At 75.2% G+C, this 19,644-nt stretch carries 19 protein-coding genes; 9 read left to right on the top strand and 10 right to left on the bottom strand.

What is annotated here, in order from left to right:
- Positions 1-15 precede the first annotated feature (15 nt).
- From ACFV8H_RS17355 to ACFV8H_RS17345, 3 genes are all read left to right on the top strand, one after another.
- On the top strand, positions 16-1,275 hold the full coding sequence (locus ACFV8H_RS17355) for an MFS transporter (RefSeq protein WP_380400586.1): 1,260 nt from the start codon (positions 16-18) through the stop codon (positions 1,273-1,275).
- Between the two features lie 232 nt (positions 1,276-1,507).
- Positions 1,508-2,356, top strand: a complete 849-nt coding sequence (locus tag ACFV8H_RS17350; RefSeq protein ID WP_380400723.1) for a BPL-N domain-containing protein — start codon at positions 1,508-1,510, stop codon at positions 2,354-2,356.
- A gap of 263 nt (positions 2,357-2,619) precedes the next feature.
- Positions 2,620-3,879, top strand: coding sequence for an FAD-dependent monooxygenase (locus tag ACFV8H_RS17345; protein ID WP_380400584.1), 1,260 nt, complete (start codon positions 2,620-2,622; stop codon positions 3,877-3,879).
- On the opposite strand, the gene ACFV8H_RS17340 is transcribed toward ACFV8H_RS17345, so the two are convergent.
- Genes ACFV8H_RS17340 through ACFV8H_RS17330 form a run of 3 tightly spaced genes read right to left on the bottom strand, consistent with a single transcriptional unit; the run spans position 3,810 to position 5,956 of the window.
- Positions 3,810-5,099 (bottom strand): RNA-guided endonuclease InsQ/TnpB family protein, encoded by a 1,290-nt coding sequence (locus ACFV8H_RS17340; protein WP_380400582.1) that lies wholly within the window; start codon positions 5,097-5,099, stop codon positions 3,810-3,812. The genes ACFV8H_RS17345 and ACFV8H_RS17340 overlap by 70 nt on opposite strands.
- A gap of 39 nt (positions 5,100-5,138) precedes the next feature.
- On the bottom strand, positions 5,139-5,555 hold the full coding sequence (locus ACFV8H_RS17335) for a VOC family protein (protein ID WP_375896776.1): 417 nt from the start codon (positions 5,553-5,555) through the stop codon (positions 5,139-5,141).
- A 50-nt stretch (positions 5,556-5,605) separates the two neighbouring features.
- A complete protein-coding gene (locus ACFV8H_RS17330; protein WP_380400721.1) occupies positions 5,606-5,956 on the bottom strand; it encodes a helix-turn-helix transcriptional regulator in 351 nt (116 codons plus the stop codon).
- Between the two features lie 167 nt (positions 5,957-6,123).
- Here ACFV8H_RS17330 and ACFV8H_RS17325 point away from each other — a divergent pair, with 167 nt between their 5' ends.
- Both ACFV8H_RS17325 and ACFV8H_RS17320 read left to right on the top strand, forming a co-directional pair.
- Positions 6,124-6,756, top strand: coding sequence for a carbonic anhydrase (locus tag ACFV8H_RS17325; protein WP_380400580.1), 633 nt, complete (start codon positions 6,124-6,126; stop codon positions 6,754-6,756).
- Positions 6,757-6,901: 145 nt separating this feature from the next.
- A complete protein-coding gene (locus ACFV8H_RS17320; protein ID WP_375896769.1) occupies positions 6,902-7,537 on the top strand; it encodes a flavin reductase family protein in 636 nt (211 codons plus the stop codon).
- 42 nt (positions 7,538-7,579) lie between these two features.
- Here the strand turns inward: ACFV8H_RS17320 and ACFV8H_RS17315 are convergent, their stop codons facing one another.
- On the bottom strand, positions 7,580-8,200 hold the full coding sequence (locus tag ACFV8H_RS17315; protein ID WP_375896766.1) for a hypothetical protein: 621 nt from the start codon (positions 8,198-8,200) through the stop codon (positions 7,580-7,582).
- A gap of 274 nt (positions 8,201-8,474) precedes the next feature.
- Positions 8,475-9,101: a TetR/AcrR family transcriptional regulator gene (locus tag ACFV8H_RS17310; RefSeq protein WP_380400578.1), complete on the bottom strand. Its 627-nt coding sequence runs from the start codon at positions 9,099-9,101 to the stop codon at positions 8,475-8,477.
- 164 nt (positions 9,102-9,265) lie between these two features.
- Between ACFV8H_RS17310 and ACFV8H_RS17305 the strand changes: the two genes are divergently transcribed.
- Positions 9,266-10,003 carry an SDR family oxidoreductase gene (locus ACFV8H_RS17305; protein ID WP_380400576.1) on the top strand — a complete coding sequence of 246 codons (738 nt, stop codon included), beginning with the start codon at positions 9,266-9,268 and terminating at the stop codon, positions 10,001-10,003.
- A gap of 177 nt (positions 10,004-10,180) precedes the next feature.
- On the opposite strand, the gene ACFV8H_RS17300 is transcribed toward ACFV8H_RS17305, so the two are convergent.
- Positions 10,181-14,182 (bottom strand): Pls/PosA family non-ribosomal peptide synthetase, encoded by a 4,002-nt coding sequence (locus tag ACFV8H_RS17300; protein WP_380400574.1) that lies wholly within the window; start codon positions 14,180-14,182, stop codon positions 10,181-10,183.
- A 432-nt stretch (positions 14,183-14,614) separates the two neighbouring features.
- On the opposite strand from ACFV8H_RS17300, the gene ACFV8H_RS17295 reads away from it, so the two are divergent.
- Positions 14,615-15,265 carry a histone deacetylase gene (locus tag ACFV8H_RS17295; RefSeq protein WP_380400572.1) on the top strand — a complete coding sequence of 217 codons (651 nt, stop codon included), beginning with the start codon at positions 14,615-14,617 and terminating at the stop codon, positions 15,263-15,265.
- Between the two features lie 19 nt (positions 15,266-15,284).
- Here the strand turns inward: ACFV8H_RS17295 and ACFV8H_RS17290 are convergent, their stop codons facing one another.
- Both ACFV8H_RS17290 and ACFV8H_RS17285 read right to left on the bottom strand, forming a co-directional pair.
- Complete coding sequence (locus tag ACFV8H_RS17290) at positions 15,285-16,007, bottom strand: hypothetical protein (protein WP_380400570.1); 723 nt, start codon at positions 16,005-16,007, stop codon at positions 15,285-15,287.
- A 227-nt stretch (positions 16,008-16,234) separates the two neighbouring features.
- A complete protein-coding gene (locus ACFV8H_RS17285; protein WP_380400568.1) occupies positions 16,235-16,687 on the bottom strand; it encodes a nuclear transport factor 2 family protein in 453 nt (150 codons plus the stop codon).
- 95 nt (positions 16,688-16,782) lie between these two features.
- On the opposite strand from ACFV8H_RS17285, the gene ACFV8H_RS17280 reads away from it, so the two are divergent.
- Positions 16,783-17,355 (top strand): PadR family transcriptional regulator, encoded by a 573-nt coding sequence (locus tag ACFV8H_RS17280; RefSeq protein WP_380400566.1) that lies wholly within the window; start codon positions 16,783-16,785, stop codon positions 17,353-17,355.
- A gap of 27 nt (positions 17,356-17,382) precedes the next feature.
- On the opposite strand, the gene ACFV8H_RS17275 is transcribed toward ACFV8H_RS17280, so the two are convergent.
- Positions 17,383-17,925 carry a GNAT family N-acetyltransferase gene (locus tag ACFV8H_RS17275; RefSeq protein WP_380400564.1) on the bottom strand — a complete coding sequence of 181 codons (543 nt, stop codon included), beginning with the start codon at positions 17,923-17,925 and terminating at the stop codon, positions 17,383-17,385.
- 48 nt (positions 17,926-17,973) lie between these two features.
- Positions 17,974-18,339, bottom strand: a complete 366-nt coding sequence (locus ACFV8H_RS17270) for a DoxX family protein (protein WP_380400562.1) — start codon at positions 18,337-18,339, stop codon at positions 17,974-17,976.
- A 135-nt stretch (positions 18,340-18,474) separates the two neighbouring features.
- Between ACFV8H_RS17270 and sigJ the strand changes: the two genes are divergently transcribed.
- Entirely contained in the window at positions 18,475-19,440 is a 966-nt protein-coding gene (sigJ, locus tag ACFV8H_RS17265) for an RNA polymerase sigma factor SigJ (RefSeq protein ID WP_380400561.1), read from the top strand.
- Positions 19,441-19,644 lie beyond the last annotated feature (204 nt).

The raw sequence follows: 19,644 nt of genomic DNA, 5'->3' as shown, positions 1-19,644 counted from the left end.
GATGAAGGGCGCCCCTTGTCCGCTCGCACCGCCGTGCAAGGCGTCGTCCGACTCGCCGGGCCCCGGCTGCCCCTGGTGTCCTTCCTCGCCCGGCTGCCCGCCGCGCTGTGCCCGACCGGGACGCTGCTGATGGTGACCGCGCTGGACGGGGTGGGCCGCGGCGGGGTGGTGGCGAGCCTGCTGTGGGGCGGGCAGGCGGTGGGCGGGCCGCTGCTGGGCCGGCTGGCCGACCGGCGCGGCCACCGTCCGGTGATCCTGGCGGCGTCGCTGGCCAACGCGCTGCTGACGGCCGCCCTGGTGGTGGCCTCGGTCGGCGGCCTGGCGCCGGCGGTGCAGGCCGGGTGCGCGGCGCTGGCGGGTTTCACCGTGCCGCAGATCGGGCCGCTGTCACGGACCCGCTGGATCGCGCTGGCGGGCGGGCGCCGTGACGGCCACGAACTGGTCGGCCCGGCGCTGGCCTTCGACGCGGTGGTGGACGAGACGAGTTTCGTGGCCGGCCCCGCCCTGGTCGGGGTGCTGGCCTGGGCGGTGCACCCGGCGGCGGGCCTGGTGTGCGCGGCGGTGCTGATGGCGGTGTTCGGCACGGTGTTCGCGCTGCACCCGACGGCCCCGGCGCCGGCGCCCGCGGTGGCAGCGGCGCCCGCGGCGGCGGGGCGCACGGCGGCGGCGGGGCGGGTGCTGTCCGGGCCGCTGCTGGTGCTGATCGCCGTGACGGTGCTGCAGGGCGTGGTGTTCGGCGCCGCCAACACCGGCGTGCAGTACCTGGCCCGGGGGGACGCGGGCGTCGGCGGCCTGGTCTGGTCGGCGATGGGGGTGAGCAGCGCGGCGGCCGGGGTCCTGCTGGCCTCGTTCGCGGAGCGTTTCGACCTCACCGCGCGGCTGCGCACGGCGGTGGCGGCGCAGGCGGTGCTGCTGCTGGGGCTGCTGCCGGTGGGCGGGGTGGCGGGTGCGGCGGTGGCGGTGGGGGCGGTGGGGTTCGCGGTGGCGCCGGCGCTGATCGCGGTGTTCGGCCTGGTGGAGCGGGTCGCGCCGGCGGGCCGGATGGCGGAGGCGATGACGCTGCTGGGCAGCGGGCTGATCGCGGGGCAGGGGCTGGCGGTGACGGGGGTGGGGCCGCTGGTCGGCGCGCACGGGCACCTCGCGGCGTTCGCGCTGGCCTGTGCGGCCGGGGCGCTGGCCCTGCTGCTGGTGCTGGCGCTGGTGCGGCTGCGGCGGTTCCCGCCGGCCCGGCCGGCGCCGGCCCCGGCGCTCGCGGCGGCGGCCGCGTCCTCCTGAGTCCCGGGGCCTCCTGACGCCCGAACGCCCCCGAGCTCCCCGGGCCGTCAACCGCGGGCCGTCAACCGCGGGCCGTCAACCGCGGGCCTCCCCCGATTCCACCCCGGGGCCGGTCAACCACCGTCCCCCTGTTCGCCCGTTCAGGGGGGCTGGTGTGCGGGCCGGGGGGCGTGGGCCGTAGCGTCGTGGCGGCGGACGGCAACGGCCCGGGGAGGCGGCACGCGTGCAGGTCATGAGGGCTGGGCGGGGCGCGGCGGCGCTGGCGCTGGCGGCGGTGGTGCTGGCGGCGTCGGCGTGCGGGGCCGCTCCCTCCGGGGGCGGCCCGGACGGCGCCGCCCGGGCCGGCCGGGCGCCGCGCGCGGACGCGGGCGGCGGGGCCGCGCCGGATCCGCAGGGCCGTCCGCTGGCGCTGGTCTACCGGGGCCCGGCGGCCTGCGAGGGCTGCCCGGAGGCGGCGCACGACCTGCTGGAACACGACGGCTTCGCGGTGCGCTACATCGGGCCCGAGGAGGAGGTCCGCTTCGGCCCGGACGCGCTGTCCGGCGCGGCGCTGTACGTGCAGCCGGGCGGCACCAACGGGCAGGAGGTGTCCACCGCCTGGCACCTGTTGCAGCAGGACCCGGGCTTCTCCCCCGAGCTGGTGCGCGCCTACGTGCGCGGCGGCGGGCACTACCTGGGGCTGTGCATGGGCGGCTACCTGGCCGGCCACGACCCCGGCTACGGCCTCCTGCCGGGCGACTCCGGGCAGTACATCAGCTCCGGGGGCGCCACCGTCACCGACGAGCAGGACCACCTGGTCGACGTCTCCTGGCGCGGGCAGCCGCAGCGGATGTACTTCCAGGACGGCCCGTACTTCGACCTGGAGGGCCCGGGCGCCCAGGTGCTGGCCCGCTACACCAACGACCGGGCCGCGGCCGCCATCGCCCCGTACGGCTCGGGCCGGGTGGCGGTCAGCGGCCCGCACCCGGAGGCCCCGGCCGAGTGGTACCGCGACTACGGCCTCTCCGACGAGTCCCCGGCCGGCCTGGCCCTGGGCGGGGACCTGGTGCACACCCTGCTGGGCACGGCGCCGAAGTCCTGAACCGGGCTCCGAACGGCGCCCCCACCCCGCCCCACCCTGAGCCGTCCCCGAGCCGACCCCGACCCCGTCGGCCCGGCCCTCGCGCGCACTAGTGCACCCACGGGCGCCACCGCAGGCCACCGGCCTGCGCCGAGCCCCCCTCCGGGGACGGGCAACCACCCCCGGACCGACCCCGAAGCACCCTAGTGCACTAGTGCGCCAACCCCAAACAACCGCAGAACAAAGCTTGTTGAGCACGATGCGTACGGCGTACGGTTGCGGGCATGGAGAACACCGACATCCTCGTCTCCGGCGCCGGCATCGCCGGCCCCGCCCTCGCCCACTGGCTGCGCCGCCACGGCTTCAACCCCACCGTCGTCGAGCGGGCCCCCGCCCCGCGCCCCGGCGGGCAGGCCGTCGACCTGCGCGGCGCCGGACGCACCGTCATCGAGCGGATGGGCCTGATGGAGCGCGCCCGCGCGCTGTGCGTGGAGCAGCGCGGCATCGCCCTGGTCGACACCCGCGGCCGGCACACCGCCCGGATGCCCGTCGAGCTGTTCGGGGGCGAGGGCATCGTCTCCGAGCTGGAGATCCTGCGCGGCGACCTCGCCGACCTGCTCCGGCAGGCCACCGACGGCGTCGAGTACCTGTACGACGACACGGTCACCGCCCTGGCGGAGGACGCCGACGGTGTCACCGTCCACTTCGAGAACGCCCCCACCCGCCGCTTCCACCTGGTCGTCGGCGCCGACGGGCTGCACTCGGCGGTGCGCCGCCTGGCCTTCGGCCCGGAGTCGGGGCACTACCGCCCGCTCGGCGGCCACCACTGCTGGTTCACCGTCCACGACCCGGCGCTGGAGGGCGAGTTGGACGGCTGGTTCCTGATGTACAACGCCCCCGGCGGGCTGGTCGCCGCCGCCCGGCCCGGCCGGCTGCCCGGGGAGGTCAAGGCCTCCCTGGCCTTCCGCTCCGGCCCGCTCGCCCTCGACCGTCGCGACGACGCCGCCAGGCGCCGCCTGCTCGCCGACCGCTTCGCCGGCGCCGGCTGGCGGGTGGAGCGCCTGGTCGCGGGCATGGCCGCCGCCGACGACTTCGCCTTCGACTCCTTCGGCCAGATCCACCTGGAGCGCTACAGCCGCGGCCGCGTCGCCCTGCTCGGCGACGCCGGCTACAGCCCCAGCCCGCTCACCGGCCTGGGCACCAGCCTCGCCCTGGTCGGCGCCTACCTGCTGGCCGGTGAACTCGCCGCCGCGGCGGGCGACTTCACCACCGCCTACGCCCGCTACGAGGAGCTGATGCGCCCCTACGTGACCCGCGCCCAGGAGCTGCCGCCCGGCGGCGTCGGCGGCTACGCCCCCGACAGCGCCCTGATGATCCGCCTGCGCGCCGCCTCGATGCGCTGGATGGGCCGCTGGCCGCTGCGCGCCGTCCTGGCCGCCCAGTTCGCCAAGGCCGGCGACATCGCCCTGCCCGACTACCCGCTGCCCGCCCGTGCCGGTTCCCCGACTTGCACCTCACGCGGCTTGACGTCCTCCCGGCCCTGATGGACCGGAATTCCTGCCACCCGCACGTGCGGGTCTCGGTGGGTTCCTGCTTCACCACGCTGCGCCGGAACGGGTCCGGTCTCACCTGCGCTCCACGAGGCGTTTAGCCTGTCCGCCCGTCCGGCGGCCAGGATGTTGCGGGCGGCATTGACGTCGCGGTCATGCACGCTCCCGCAGGCGCTGCACATCCACTCCCGGATGCTCAACGGTTTGGGGCCGTCCTTGACACCGCAGGCCGAGCAGACCTGCGAGGTCGGCTCGAACCGGCCGATCCTGCCGAAGCAGCGCCCATACTTCGCCGCCTTGTACTCCAGCATGGCGACGAACGCGGACCATCCCGCATCGTGGACGGACTTGGCGAGCCTGGTCCGGGCAAGCCCCTTGACCGCAAGGTCTTCGACATACACCGCTTGGGTCTCGCGGATGATCGCCGTGGAGAGCTTGTGCTGCCAGTCCCGCCGCCGGTCCGCCACACGGGCATGCTGTCGGGCGACCTTCTTCCGAGCCTTGGCCCGGTTGTTGCTGCCTTTGGCCTTGCGACTGAGGGCCTTCTGCATCCGCTTGAGCTTCTTCTCCGCGCGACGCAGGAACCTCGGGGAATCCACCTTCCTGCCGTCCGAGAGCACCGCAAAGTGGGACAGGCCGAGGTCGACACCGACCTCGGCCGTCGTTTCGGGCAAAGGCTCCGGATCGGTGTCCACCACGAACGACACCCAGTACCGGTCCGCAGCGTCCTTGGTGACCGCAACCGAGGTGGGCGCGGCCGGAAGCTGACGGGACCAGCGGACTGCCAAGTCCCCGACCTTGGCGACGTACAGGCGGCCGTTGTCGCGCAGCGTGAAGCCGTTGGAGGTGAGCCGGATCGACTGTCGACTGTCCCGCTTCGACTTGAAGCGCGGAGGCTGGACCTTCGGCCCCTTGCGCTTGCCTGTGACGGAGGCGAAGAAGTTCCGGTAGGCGGTGTGCAGATCCCGCAGCGACTGCACCAGCGCCACCGACGACACCTCACCCAGCCATGCTCGCTCCTCGGTGCGTTTGGCGGTGGTGATGATCTGCTTCTGGAGGTCGGTGTCCTTGATGTATGGCAGCCCCGCAGCGTGGGCCTCCTCGCGGGCGCGCAACCCGTCGTTGAAGACCACCCGCGCACACCCGAACGCCCGAGCCAGACTGATTGCCTGACCTGGCGTCGGGTAGGCACGGAAGTTGTAGCGAAGCTGCACAGTGGCCAACCTAGCGGAGGGCACTGACAACAAAAGCGGCTACTTGGCGCGCGGCTGGTTGAAGCGCAGCATGTTGCCCGCCGGGTCGCGGAAGGCGCAGTCGCGCACGCCGTAGGGCTGGTCCATCGGCTCCTGGAGGACCTCGGCGCCGGCGGCGCGGATGCGCTCGAAGGTGGCGTCGCAGTCGTCGGTGCGGAAGATGACGCCGCGCAGCAGCCCCTTGGCGAGGAGTTCGGCGGCGGCCCGGCGGTCGTCCTCGGAGGCGTGCGGGTCGGCCAGCGGGGGTTCCAGGACGATCTCCACCCCGGGCTGCTCGGGCGAGCCGACGGTGACCCAGCGCATGCCCTCGAAGCCGACGTCGTTGCGCACCTCGAAGCCGAGGACGTCGCGGTAGAAGGCGAGCGCCTTGTCGTGGTCGTCGACGGCGATGAAGCACTGCGCGAGTTCGATGCTCATGCACGTCAACTTACGGGAGAGGGGCCGCCCTTCGCCTCAGGTACCGCGCCTCAGGTGCGGCGCGCGGGGCGGGTGCGGATCTTGGCGATGCAGGCGGGGATCGGCTCGCCGTCGGCGTGGTCGCGGGAGCGGTAGGCGCTGGGGCTCTCGCCGACCAGTTCGGTGAAGCGGCTGCTGAACGAGCCGAGCGAGGTGCAGCCCACCGCCATGCACACGTCGGTGACGCTGAGGTCGCCGCGCCGCAGCAGCGCCTTGGCCCGTTCGATCCGGCGGGTCATCAGGTAGCTGTACGGGGTCTCCCCGTAGGCGGCGCGGAAGCTGCGCGAGAAGTGGCCGGGCGACATCAGCGCGGTGCGGGCCAGGGCCGGCACGTCCAGCGGCTGGTCGTACTCGCGGTCCATCCGGTCGCGGGCCCGGCGCAGCCGGACGAGGTCTTCGAGGGGTACGCGGGTGGGCACAGCAGCCACCGTACCGGGCCGCTCGGACACCCTCCCCCGCCCGGACGCCCGCTTGTGCGGCACCCGGCCCCCGGCTGCGGGCGCCAGCAGCGGCGATCTAGGGTGGCCGCATGATCTCCTCTCCGATATCCGGCCCGATATCCGACCCCGCCGAGGCGCTGCGGGTGCTGCTGGAGGGCAATGCCCGTTTCGTCGGCGGCAGCCCCGAGCACCCCAACCAGGACGCCGGGCGGCGGGCCGCGCTGGGGGCGGCGCAGAAGCCGTTCGCGGTGCTGTTCGGCTGTTCCGACTCCCGGCTGGCCGCCGAGATCATCTTCGACCGGGGCCTGGGTGACCTGTTCGTGGTGCGCACCGCCGGTCATGTGACCGGCGCGGAGGCGCTGGGCAGCATCGAGTACGGGGCGGCGGTGCTGGACTGCCCGCTGGTGGTGGTGCTCGGGCACGACTCGTGCGGCGCGGTGGCGGCGGCGCTGGACTCCCTGGAGCAGGGCAAGCTGCCCGGCGGCTTCGTGCGGGACGTGGTGGAGCGGGTGACGCCGAGCGTGCTGTCGGCGAAGGCGGCGGGCATCGAGGACCCGGACGCGATCGTGGACGAGCACATCCGCCAGACGGTGGACCTGCTGCTGGAGCGCTCGCAGCTGCTGGCCGCCCGGGTCGCCGAGGGGCGGGCCGCGGTGGTGGGCCTGTCGTACCGGCTGACCGACGGCCAGGCCCGTACGGTCGCCGTCCGCGGCCTGGGCTGACCCCCGGAGCCGCGAGCTGCGGGTACGGGAACGCGGTGTCCGATCCCCGCCAGCGCCGGGGCGCGGGCGGGGGCAGAGTCGGTGTCCGGTCGCGGACCGTCCGGTCCGGGCCACCGACTCACCCGATGCGAGGACGGCTCTTCCCGTGCACAAGGTCACCGATCTCAAGGTTCTCTACTTCGGCACCCCCGTGGTGCTGATCGGCTCGCGCAACGAGGACGGCAGCGCCAACCTGGCGCCGATGTCCTCGGCCTGGTGGCTGGGGCAGACCTGCGTGCTGGGGCTGGGCAACAGCTCCCAGACGTCGGTCAACCTGCGGCGCGAGGGCGAGTGCGTGCTCAACCTGCCCTCGGCCGGGCAGGTCGACGCCGTGGACGCGCTCGCGCTGCTGACCGCCAACCCGCGGATCACCGAGCACCGGCTCGCGCAGGGCTACCGGCACGAGCGGGGGAAGTTCGCCGCCGCGGGGCTGACCGAGCTGCCCGGTGAGCTGGTGCGGGCGCCGCGGGCCGCCGAGTGCCCGGTGCAGCTGGAGTGCCGGCTGGAGGAGGCCCGGCCGCTGGCGGGCAACCCGGGGTGCACCGCCTTCGAGGTCTCGGTGGTGCGCGCGCACGTGGACGAGCGGCTGATCGTGCCGGGCACCGACCACTACGTGGACCCGGTCGGCTGGGACCCGCTGATCATGAAGTTCTGCGAGTTCTTCGGCGAGGGCCGGCGGCTGACGCCCTCGCGGCTGGCGGAGGGCTGGCAGATGCCGGGGAGGATGCCGGCCGCGGTGTGACGGCGGCCGGGCCGCACCCCGGGCCGCGTACCGGGCCCCGGCTCAGGCGACGGTCGCCCCGCAGGAGTCGCACACCCGGGTCGCGGGCAGTTCCAGGAAGCAGTTGGGGCAGATCGCCGGCGGGCGCGGGGTGGTCGCGGTGGCCGCGGCGGCCGCGGGGGCGGCGGCGGCGCTCTTGCGGCGGGTCACCGTGGTCTTCAGCCGCGGGGCCAGGGCGGGGATGCCGCCGTCGGCGGGCAGGTCGGCGCCGAAGTGCCGGTAGCAGGCGAGCCGGGCGGCGGCGGCGTGCTGCTCGCGGTCCATCTCGTCCAGGACGGGCGGCTGCCCGGCGACCTCCAGCACGTCCTGGTAGCCGGCCCCGACCATGCCGTCGGTGGCGTTCACGACCAGGGCGGTCAGCGGCGGGTCGCCGCGCCGGTGGGCCTCACGCACCACCAGGGCCAGCACCTTGCCGATCCAGTGCCGCTGGTTGACGCTGGTGCGCACCCCGGAGGCCTGCTGGACGGCCTCGGCCAGCTCGGCGTAGGTGATCACCGCGTGGTAGCGGTGGGCCACGTCCACCAGGGCCGGGTAGGCCGCCCTGGTCCACACGATGTGCGCCTGGCTGACGGCGACGGCCGTGCCGTCCGCCTCCCGCCAGTAGCCGCGCTGCTGCTGCGTCATCCCGTCCGCCCCTCGTCCCGTCGCGCCTGTCGGCCCCCGCCGGGAGCGAGGCTACCCCGCGGCGGTGTCCGGTTTCCTGTCGGGGGCGCGGCCGGGGGGCTTGACTTCAAGTGCTGTTGAAGTCGTCGAATGGGTGCCGACCGCAGCCGTACGGGCTTTCCGCGGTCGATGCCCCGCCCGTACGGGAACGGACCGGGGCCGGGGCCGCCTCCCTTCGATCGTGCCGTTGGCGGCCCCGGCCCTCGTCACGGCCCTCGTCACGGTCACCGGTGCCTCACCGTCGCGCGGTGAGGCCGTCCAGGGTGAGGTCGAGCAGGCGCTCGGCCTGCTCGCGGTGCTCGGCGCCCGCCGAGGTGAGGGCGATGCCCTCCAGGGCGGCGGCGAGGTCGGTGGGCCGGATGTCGGTGCGGATCGCGCCGGCGGCCGCGCAGGCGTCCATGAGCGTGGTGACGGCGGCCCGGATCATCTCCCGGCTGCCGCCGTAGGGGTTGGCCCCGGTGGCGGCGATGGCGCGCAGGGCGTCGATCATGCCGTACTTGGCGGTGGCGTAGTCCAGGAACAGGCGTGTCCAGGTGCGCAGCGCCTGCTCGGGCGGCCGCTCGGCGATCAGGGCGGGGGCGGCTTCGCACAGCTGGGCCACCTCGTGGCGGTAGACCGCCTCGATCAGGTCCTCCCGGGTGGGGAAGTTGCGGTAGAGGGTGGCGCTGCCCACGCCCGCCTCCTTGGCGATGCGCTCCAGGTGCGCGTCCGGCCCCTGCTCCCCGAACACGCGCGCGGCGGTGGTGAGGATCTTCTCCCGGTTGCGCCGCGCGTCGGCCCGCAGCGGCCGGGGTGCCGCGTCGGTCTTCGGTGCCGCGTCGGGCTTCGGTGCCGCGCCGGCCATGGGTGCTGCGTCGGTCATCGGTGCTCGCCGTCCTCGTTCCTCGGTGGTCGTCGTCGCCCGGAAGTCTTCCCCGCTTGATAAACGGAGGCGCCTCCACTTAACTGGAGGCAAGCGGGGGCGCCTCCGTTTTCACTGTAGGCCAGGGCGCCCGCCGCGCACGCACCGGGGAGAAGGAGGAGCTCATGTCGGGCATCCAGGGCAAGGTCATCGCGATCACGGGCGCCAGCAGCGGCATCGGGGAGGCGACCGCGCACCACCTCGCCGAGCGGGGCGCCCGCCTGGTGCTCGGGGCCCGGCGCCGGGAGCGGCTGGAGGCCGTCGTGGACGCCGTCACCGCCCGGGGCGCCGACGCCACCGGCGTCGTCGTCGACGTCCGGCGCCGCGAGGACCTGCGGCGCCTGACGGACACGGCCCTGGAGCGGTACGGGCGGCTCGACGTGCTGGTCTCCAACGCGGGCACGATGGCCGTCTCGCCGTTCGACGAGCTGCGCCAGGACGACTGGGACGCCATGGTCGCCACCCACGTCACCGGCCTGCTCAACGGCATCGCGGCGGCCCTGCCCGTCTTCCGCCGCCAGGGCACCGGCCAGTTCGTCAACGTCGGCTCCACCGCGGCGTACGTCGTCAGGCCCCCGCAGGGTGTCTACGCGGCCACCAAGGCGGCGGTGAAGGTGCTCACCGAGGGCCTGCGCCAGGAGGCGGGGCCCGGCCTGCGCGTCACCCTCGTCTCCCCCGGCTTCACCCACACCGAGGGCGTCGGCAAGGGGGCCGGCCCCGAGGTCGCGGCCGCGCTGGTGCGCCGGCGCGACGAGATCGCCATGCCGCCCTCCGCCGTGGCCTCGGCCATCGGCTACGCCGTCGCGCAGCCGGACGGCGTCGACGTCAGCGAGATCGTCGTGCGCCCCACCGCCCAGGACTGACCCCCGCCGCCCAGGACCGCCCCCGCCGCCCGGCGCACCGGGGGCCGGAGCCGCCCGGCCTTCTTCACAATTGCCGTGGGCATGGCGTTCTTCTCCCAAGTCCGGGCAAAGCGCAGGCGGTGCGGCCACGGGTTCGACCGTGGCCGCACCGCCTGTGCGCGGGCCCGTGCGGGTGGGCTACATCACGGCGGCCCGGCGCCGCCCGCGGGCCGCGCGGCGCCCGGCCGGCGGGGTGGCGTCGGCGTTCCAGGCGGCGACCGGGTTGCCCAGCCAGCGGGTGGCGCCGGGGACGTTCTCCCCGCGCATCACCAGGGAGGCCGGGCCGACCGTGGTGTCGTCGCCGAGCGAGGAGTTGAGCAGCACGATCGAGTGCGGCCCGGTGGTGGAGCCGGCGCCCAGGTGGACGGGGCCCAGCCGCATCACCCGGTCGTGGAACAGGTGGGTCTGCAGCACGGTGCCGCGGTTGACGCTGGCGCCCGCCCCGACGGTGACCAGGTCGCTCTCGGGCAGCCAGTGGGTCTCGCACCAGGCCCCGCGCCCGATCCTCGCGCCGAGGCTGCGCAGCCACAGGTTGAGGTAGGGGGTGCCGGTCATGGCGCCGCCGCCGAAGGGCATGGCGAGTTCCTCGACGAAGGTGTCGTAGAGCTCGTTGCGCCAGACGAAGGAGGACCACAGCGGGTGCTCGGACACCCGGAAGCGTCCGACCAGCAGCCACTTGGCGAGGGTGGTGAGCGCCAGGGCGGCCACGGCGGCGGCCGCCAGCACCAGGCCGGCCGCGCCGGCGGCGGTGCCCAGCCCGTAGTGGTCGCGGATCGCCTGGAGGGCGGCGAAGACCAGGTCGGCCAGGATCGCGGCGACGACGACCGGCAGCAGCCGGCAGACCTCGACGCCGGCCCGGGCCCACATCAGGCGCTTGGGCGGGTTGTAGGTGCGGTCCTCGCCGCCGGCGGCGGCCACCCGGGGCAGGGCGAAGGCGGGCCGGCCCAGCCAGGAGGAGCCCTCGGGGGCCTGGGCGGGGGTGTCGGAGAGCACGCCGACCAGGGAGTTGTCGGGCAGCGAGCGGCCGGGGCCGACGATGCCGGAGTTGCCGACGAAGGAGCGGCGCCCGACGTGGGAGCGGCCCAGGTGCAGCCAGCCGTCGCGCAGCTCGTAGGGGGCGACGAGGGTGTCGTCGGCGAGGAAGGCGCCGTCGTCGACCCGCATCAGGGCGGGCAGGGCGAGCACGGTGGAGGCCTCCACCCGGCGCCCGACCCTCGCGCCGAGCAGGCGCAGCCACACCGGGGTGAAGAGGCTGGCGTAGAAGGGGAACAGGGTGCGCCGGGCGCCGTCGCTGAGGTGGGAGACCCCCCAGGCGCAGAACGCGACGCCGCCGGTGGCCGGGTGGAAGCCCGGGCGCAGCGGGAGTGAGAGCAGGCGGATCAGGAGGGCTATCAGCGCGGCGTGACAGAAGACGGTCAGGATGGCCAGCGGCACGGTCAGCGGCAGCAGCTGGAGCAGGGCGGCGAGCAGGGTGCGGTCGGTGTCGACCAGCGGGTAGACGATGAACAGCGCGGGCAGGGCGGCCAGGACGGGGACGAGGCCGAAGAGGGCGAAGGCGGCGCCGTAGGCGGGGTTCCAGGCGCGGGTGCGCTTGGCGGGGGCGGTGGGCCAGGGGGTGCGGGCCTCGGTGGAGGGGCGGGCCGGGGAGCCGTGCCAGTGCTCGCCGGGCGGGACGGTGGCGGTGACGCAGGAGCCGGGGGCGATCTGGGCGCCGGCGCCGACGCGGGCGCCGGGCATCACGGTGGCGCGGTGGCCGACGGCGGCGCCCTCGCCGATGTCGAGGTGGCCGAGCTGGAGGGTGTCGCCGTCGAGCCACCAGCCGGCGATGTCCGCCTCGGGTTCGAGGCTGGCGCCGTTGCCGATCCGGGCCAGGCCGGTGACCGGGGGCGCGGTGTGCAGCTGGACGTCGCGGCCGACGCGGCAGCCGAGCATCCGGGCGTAGCGCACGGCCCAGGGGGTGCCGGAGAGGTTGCCGGTGCCGAACATGGCGGTGTAGCGCTCGGCGGCCCACAGTCGCAGGTGGACGTGGCCGCCGCGGGGGTGGCTGCCGGGGCGGATGCCGGCGGTGATCAGGCGGGCGCCGGCGGCGGCGAGCAGGGTGCGGCCGGGGGCGGTGAAGAAGAGGAGCGCGCCGGCGGCCACGGGCCACCAGGAGCTGTGCGGGGCCCAGGGGATGTCGGTGCCCATGAGGTTGTCGGCGGCGATCAGGACGATCACCCAGCGCAGGCCGGAGAGACCGAACATGGCGAGCAGCATCAGGGTCTGCCAGAGGCCGGCGCTGCGCGGGGTGGGGCGCACCGGCTTGCGGGGCGGGGCGGTCGCGGCGGATTCCGGCCCGGCCGCGGCCGCCTGGGCCCGCGGGGCCGGGGCGAGGGAGTCGAGGTAGCCGGCGAGGTCGCCGAGTACCGGGTGGGCGTAGAGGTCGGCGACGGAGACGCCGCTGTGGCGGGTGCGCAGTTCGGAGACCAGGCGGGCGGCGGTGAGGCTGGAGCCGCCGAGGGCGAAGAAGTCGTCGGCGTTGCCGGGGGCCATGCCGAGCAGGCGCTCCCACTGGCCGGCGAGCCAGCCGGCGGTGCCGTCCAGGGGCTGGGCGGGGCCGTCGTGGCCGGTGGTGCCGGTGGTGGGCAGCGGCCAGGGCAGGGCGTGGCGGTCGACCTTGCCGGAGGTCTTGGTGGGCAGGGAGTCGACCAGGGCCAGGACGGGCACCAGGGGTTGGGGCAGGCGCTCCAGCAGGTGCTGGCGGGCGGTGGCCAGGTCGGGGGTGGTGCCGGGCTGGGCGACGAGGTAGCCGACCAGCAGGTCGGCGCCGGCGGGGGTCTTGCGGACGGCGGCGGCGGCCGCGCGGATGCCGGGCAGGGCCTGGAGGGCGGCGTCGATCTCGCCGAGTTCGATGCGGCGCCCGCCGAGTTTGATCTGGTCGTCGGCGCGGCCGAGGAAGACCAGGCCCTCGGGGTCGTTGCGGACCAGGTCGCCGCTGCGGTAGACGCGGGGGGAGGCGATCGCGGGGTGCGGGCTGTACTTCTCGGCGTCCTTGGCGGGGTCGAGGTAGCGGGCGGTGCCGATGCCGCTGATCAGCAGTTCGCCGCTCTCGTACCAGGGCACGGGGTGGCCGTCGGGGCCGACGACGGCGATCTCCCAGCCGTCCAGGGGGGCGCCGATGCGCACCGGCTCGCCGGGGAGCATCCGGGCGGCGGTGGCGACGACGGTGGTCTCGGTGGGGCCGTAGGTGTTCCAGAACTCGCGGCCGGGGACGGCCAGGCGCTCGACCAGTTCGGCCGGGCAGGCCTCGCCGCCGACGATGATCAGGCGGACCTGGTCCAGGCACTCCTGGGGCCACAGGGCGAGCAGGGTGGGGACGGTGGAGATCGCGGTGATGCGGCGCTGGACGAGCCAGGGGCCCAGGTCGGTGCCGGCCTTGACCAGGGAGCGGGGGGCGGGGACGAGGCAGGCGCCGTGGCGCCAGGCCAGCCACATCTCCTCGCAGGAGGCGTCGAAGGCCACCGACAGGCCCGCCAGGACGCGGTCTCCGGGGCCCAGCGGCTGGGGGCGCAGGAAGATCCGGGCCTCGGCGTCGACGAAGGCGGCGGCGCTGCGGTGGGTGACGGCCACGCCCTTGGGGCGGCCGGTGGTGCCGGAGGTGAAGATGATCCAGGCGTCGTCGGCGGGGGTGGGCCAGGCGGGGCGGCCCGAGGGGCGGGCGGCGGGGCCGGCGAACAGGCTGCGTCCGGCGCCGACGACGGCGCAGACCCGGGCGTCCTGCCAGATCATCTCGGCGCGCTCGTCGGGGTCGTCGGCGTCCACCGGGACGTAGGCGGCGCCGCAGCGCAGCACGGCGAGGATGGCGACGTACAGGTCGGCGGTGCCGGAGGGGATGCGTACGCCCACCCGGTCGCCGGTGCCGATGCCGTGGCCGGCCAGGACGCCGGCGAGGGCGTCGACCTCCTGCATCAGGGTTCTGTAGTCGAGGACGGCGTCGCCGGTGTCCAGGGCGGGCGCGTGCGGGTGCGCGTCGGCCGTGGCGGCGATGACGTCGAGGAGGCTTCGGGGGTGGGCGGGCTGGGCCACCGGCCAGCCGGCCGCCTGCCCCGGGTGGGGGCGGTGCAGCGTGACTGGGCCGGACGTGTCATGCCGTGCGTCCATGGGGTGGGTTCCTCGGCTCCGTTTTCCTGGGAGGGCGCGCATTGCCTGCTACGTGCGGTGACCTGGTCGTCACCTGGTGGGACGCGCCCACTCACCATGACTCCGCTGGGAGTCGGCTGGATGCAGCGAAGGTGCGGTCAAAGAGAAATCTCATCATCGATGCCGTTTCCTCAGGCATCGATACGAATCGAATGTCATTTCGGGGGGTTTCGAGCGTTTTCGATGGTGAAGGCTAATCGGCGGAAACCGGAGGGGCGTGACGACGGAGGGAAGAGTGATGAACACCATGGCGACCGGAACGGTACAGGTAGTGAGGGGTCGGCTACCGAATCGGGGGGTTTCGGTCGGATTCTCGACCTGTGCACGTCATTCTCATCTTTGTGTGGGAGGCTGCCGCCACCCTTTTCCGTGCGGATGTTTCCTGTGAATTCGGTGTGCGCCCGGACCGCCCGCCCCGGCACCACCGGCCGGGACCGACTCCTCTGGTACGCGGCGTACGGGTCCAACCTGCACGCCGCCCGCTTCTCCTGCTACCTCTGCGGCGGCCGCCCGGCGGGCGCGGCACGCACCTGCCCGGGCTGCCGCGACCGGCGCCCGCCGCGCGCCACCGCGGCCCTGACCCTGCCCGGCACGGTGTACTTCGCCGGGCACTCGGCCACCTGGGACGGCGGCACCGCCTTCTACGACCCCGCCGGGCCCGGGCGGGTGCCCTGCCGCGCCTACCTCGTCACGGCCGGCCAGTTCGGCGACGTCGCCGCCCAGGAGATACAGCGCACCCCCGCCGCCGACCTCGACCTCACCCGGGTCCTGTCCACCGGGCGCGACCGGCTCGGCCCCGGCCGCTACGAGACCCTCCTGCGCGTGGGCGCCCTCCGGGGGCGCCCGGTGCTCACCTTCACCTCCCCCACCGGCCTGGCCGGCGCCACCCCCACCGCCCCCTCCCCCGCCTACCTGCGCACCCTGGCCGCCGGCCTCGCCGAATCCCACACCTGGGGCCCCCGGCGCACCGCCGGCTACCTCGCCACCCGCCCCGGCGCCGCCGGCCACTGGCGGGTGGGAGCGGTGGCGGCCCTGCTGGACTGAACGGGGGACCACGGCCCGCTCAGCCGTCGACGTCCGCGGCGCGGCACGGCTCGGTGACGGTCGGGCACAGCTGGGGCAGGTCGTCCGCGTACGGCGGCTCCATCGTCTGCGCCCCGGGTGCCGGGGCGCCGGGGACCTGCGTGGCGAAGCCGTACTGGACGACGGTGACCGCCTTCCCGCCGCCGAGGTCGATCACCCGCTGGTGCAGCGGCCCGAACCGGTGCCGGGCATCGCCCCGCAGCACGACCTGCTTCGTGTCCACGGGGAAGAGAACGAAGAGGGACAGCCGCCGGTGGTCGCCGATCATCGTCGGCCGCTTGCGGGCCGTGAAGGCCCCGGGCGGGCCACCGGTGACATCGGTGTTCAGGCGGCCGTCGACGCGGGTGGTCGAGGCCAGGCACAGGTGGGAGCCGTCCTCCAGCCACACCACGTCCGCCCAGTCCTGGGAGCCCTCGCTCCGGTCGAGCACGACCGTGTTCTCCGGCGTCGGGACGGGGCAGTCCGGCGTGCCCTTGTGCATCGTGGCCAGCTCGTCCAGGACCCACTGCGCCGACGCCGGGGCCGGCTCGGGCAGCACCACCCGGTGCACCGCCGCAGTGGCCGTCGCCATCGCCGTCGCTGTCGCCGCGGGTTTCGCCGCGGGTTCCGGCGTGCCGCCGTCCTGCCCCGTACAGGCCGCCGCCCCCAGCGCCAGCACCGCCGCCGCGACCACCGCGCCCCCGCGCCGCGCCGTACTCCCCATCACGCCACCCCCGTCGGCCGTCCCCCTCGGAACGTTCGCCCACATCCTGCCCGCTCCGGCGGGCCGGGGGTGTCCGCGAACGGCAACAGCCGTGTCCCGAAGCGCCGTCACCCCTCCAGGCCGGCCGGGGCGGGCAGGGGTGCAACAGACCGGCACCGAAAGGGCGTTGGACCTCGGGCGGGGAGCCTCAGGCGGTGGGCGGGGCCTCGGGCGGTGGGCGGCGGGTCTCAGGCGGTGGGCGGGGCGGGGACCAGGCCGTCGGCGATCAGGCCGGCGAAGACCGCCTGGCCGAGGGCCTGGACGGCGGACTGGGGGCGGACCATCACGGTGAACTCCTTGATCCGGCCCTGCTCGTCGACGTGCACCAGGTCGATGCCGTGGATCTCCTTGCCGCCCGCCACCGCCCGGAACAGCAGCACCGCGGACGGCGCCTCGGTGCCGTCCGCGCTGGTCTGCGCGGCGCCCTCGTAGGCGCCGACGTAGCGGAAGTCCTCGAAGGTGCGCAGCAGCACCCCGAAGAGGCCGAGCACCATGGGCTTGCCCTCGAAGGGGCCGAACTTGACCGGGCTGTAGAAGCGGATGTCGTCGGTGAACAGGTCGTCCAGCGCGGTGAGGTCGCGGGCGTCGACGGCGGCGCGCAGGCGCTCGGCGGCGGTGGCGGCGGTGGTGGTGGCGGTCATGGCGGCACTCCCGGGATAGTCATGGATGTGACTAGTCAGATTGATGACTACTACCATGCGGAGCACATCCGGCAACAGGAGGGAGGGCCGACCCGATGGCCCTGCGACACGCCGTGCTGGCCGCCCTGCTGGACGGGGAGACCAGCGGCTACGACCTGGCCAAGGCCTTCGACCTCGGCGTGGCCAACTTCTGGTACGCCCAGCCGCAGCAGCTCTACGCCGAACTGACCCGGCTGGAACGGGACGGGCTGGTCGCCGGGCGCGAGGTGGTGCAGGAGGGCCGCCCCACCAAGCGGCTGTTCACCGTCACCGCGGCCGGCCTCGCCGAACTGGACGACTTCGCCGCCGCAAGCGCCAAGCCCTCCTTCGTGCGCGACGACCTGATGGTCAAGGTCCGCGCCGCCGACCACCTCGACCCCGCCGTGCTCGCCGAACAGCTCGCCGAGCGCGCCGAGTTCGCCCAGGCGAAGATCGACCTGTTCGAGCGGATGCTGCACGGCATGCGCGGCGGGCGGGACGAGGCGCGGTTCCTGCGCGAGGGCGAGCGGATCGGCCCCTACCTGACCTGCCTGCGCGGCCTGGCCTTCGAGCGGGGCAACCGGGACTGGTGCCGGGAGGCGATCGCCGTCCTGGCGCAGCGCGACCCCGCCCGGGCGCGGCGGAGTTGAACGCAGCCGGGCGGGGCCGGGGGGGTCTCAGACGCCGGGCATCGGGGGCCGGATGCCGAGCCACTGCTCGGCGTCCCAGGCCCGGAAGCGCTCCACCTCGGTGAAGCCCAGTTTCGCCGCGAGCCGCATCGAGGCGGTGTTGGCGCTCTGGGTGGTCAGCACCACCGCCTCGCCGGGCAGCGCGCCGGCAAGCCAGGCCAGTGCCGCCGTGCACGCCTCGGCGGCGTAGCCGCGCCCCCAGGCCCGGGGCAGGAAGAGGTAGCCGAGGTCGAGCCTGCCGGTGGCGGCCGGGCGGCGGTGGCCGGTCGCCCGGCGGAGCAGGACCAGGCCGATCATCGCCCCGTCGAGTTCGGCGACGAAGGTCCCGGGCCGGTCCTCGGGCGCCCCGGGCAGCTCGCGCTCGACCTCCTCGCGCGGCCGGGCCCCGCCGAGGTAGGTGTGCACCTCGGACGAGGACAACAGGTCGACGAACGCCGCCCGGTCGCGCTCCCGGCTGCCGCGCAGCACGAGGCGCTCGGTGCGGATCGGCGCGGGCGGCCAGGCCACGGTTCCCAGGTCCAGGTCTTCCATCCGCGCACCCTAGCAAGGGCCCTCCGAGGGGCAGTTGGGCGACGGGCCCTACAGGCGGCCCCAGGCGACGAAGGCGGCCAGCAGCAGGTAGAGCGCGTCCACCGCCACCAGCGGGTACTCCCGGCGCCGCAGGCGCACCGCCGCCGCGCCGGCCATCAGCAGCGTCAGGCCGAGCGCGGCCAGCGGCACCAGCGCCGGCGCGACGTGCAGCAGCGCGGGCAGCACCAGGCCGAGGGCGGCCAGGACTTCGAGGGCGCCGATCGCCCTCACCGCTCCCGCGCCGAAGTCCTCGACCCAGCGGCCGCTGCGCCCGGCGGCGGCGATCCGCTCCTTGGGCACCAGCACCTTGAAGGCGCCGCCGAGCAGGTAGGCGGCGGCCAGCAGGGCGGTGACGGTCCACAGGGCAGTGTTCATGACGGTCGCTCTCCTCGGTACGTTTGTCCGCTGCTGCCCTCTGGGACAGGGCGGCCGGGCGGCCTGTGACAACCGCCCGCGGTGACGCGCGCCACTCCGGGGCCGGGGCGGCGCCGGGGACGGGACGGGGTGGCCATGACAGGAGCGGCAGGAGCGGCGGGAGCGACGGAGGCGGCGGGGTACCGGCCGCTGCTGTTCTCCATCGCCTACGGCATGACGGGTTCGGTGGGCGACGCCGAGGACCTCGTCCAGGACACCTTCCTCAACCTGACCCGCGCCCAGCGGGCGGGCACCACCGTCGCCAACCTCAAGGCGTACCTGACCACTTCGGTCACCCGCCTGGGCATCAACCACCTCGGTTCGGCGCGGGTGCGGCGCGAGTCCTACGTCGGCGAGTGGCTGCCGGAGCCGGTGGTCGCCTTCGCCGAGCGCCCCGGCGACGCCCCGGCCGAGCACGCCGAACTGGCCGACTCGCTGTCGATGGCCCTGCTGCTGATGCTGGAGGCCCTCTCCCCCGTGGAGCGGGCGGTGTTCCTGCTGCGCGAGGCCTTCGGCTACGGCTACCCGGAGGTCGCGGAGCTGACCGGCAAGTCGGAGGCGAACTGCCGTCAGATCCTGGCCCGGGCCCGCAAACGCCTGGCCACGGGCGGCGCGGACACCACCGACGCCCCGGGCACCCCGCTCCCCACGGCCCGGCGTGCGGAGGGCGACGAACTGGCGCGCCGCTTCTTCGCGGTGGCCGCCGGCGGGGACCTCGCCCAGCTGTTCGACCTGCTCGCCCCCGACGTGGTCTTCCACGGCGACGGCGGCGGCAAGGCGCAGGCGGTCGGCAGGTCGGTCGCCGGCCGCGAGCGCGTCGCCCAGCTGCTCGCCTTCGGCTTCGGCCGCGGCCGCGAACTCGGCATCACCCTGCACCCGGCGATCGTCAACGGCCGCCCGGGCGCGGTCTCCTACGACCCGCGGGGGCGCGTCGCCTCCGTCCTGGAGCTGAACATCGTCGACGGCGCGATCCGGGCGCTGCACTCCGTGTCCAACCCCGACAAGCTCGGCCACCTGGGCGAGGTCTCCGACATCGGGCTGCGACGGGTCCGGGAACGGTAGGCATACGAATCCCGTTCGAGTGAACCACCCCGCCCCGGCGCAGCATTGGGGCCGGCCGGGGGTAACCCGTCACCGGGAGTGGGGGGGGGGCCGGGCCGGGGGGGGGGGGGGGGGCGCGCCCCCCCCCCCCCCCCCCCCCCCCCACCCCGCGCAGCCTAACCCAAACCGCCACCTCCGCGCACCCCACCCCCCGCCCCAGCCCGG

Origin of the sequence: Kitasatospora sp. NPDC059827, assembly GCF_042731675.1 — a bacterium.
Lineage (GTDB): Bacteria > Actinomycetota > Actinomycetes > Streptomycetales > Streptomycetaceae > Kitasatospora.
The sequence above is the reverse complement of the archived record's forward strand: the minus strand, read 5'-3'. Positions and strand labels throughout refer to the sequence as shown.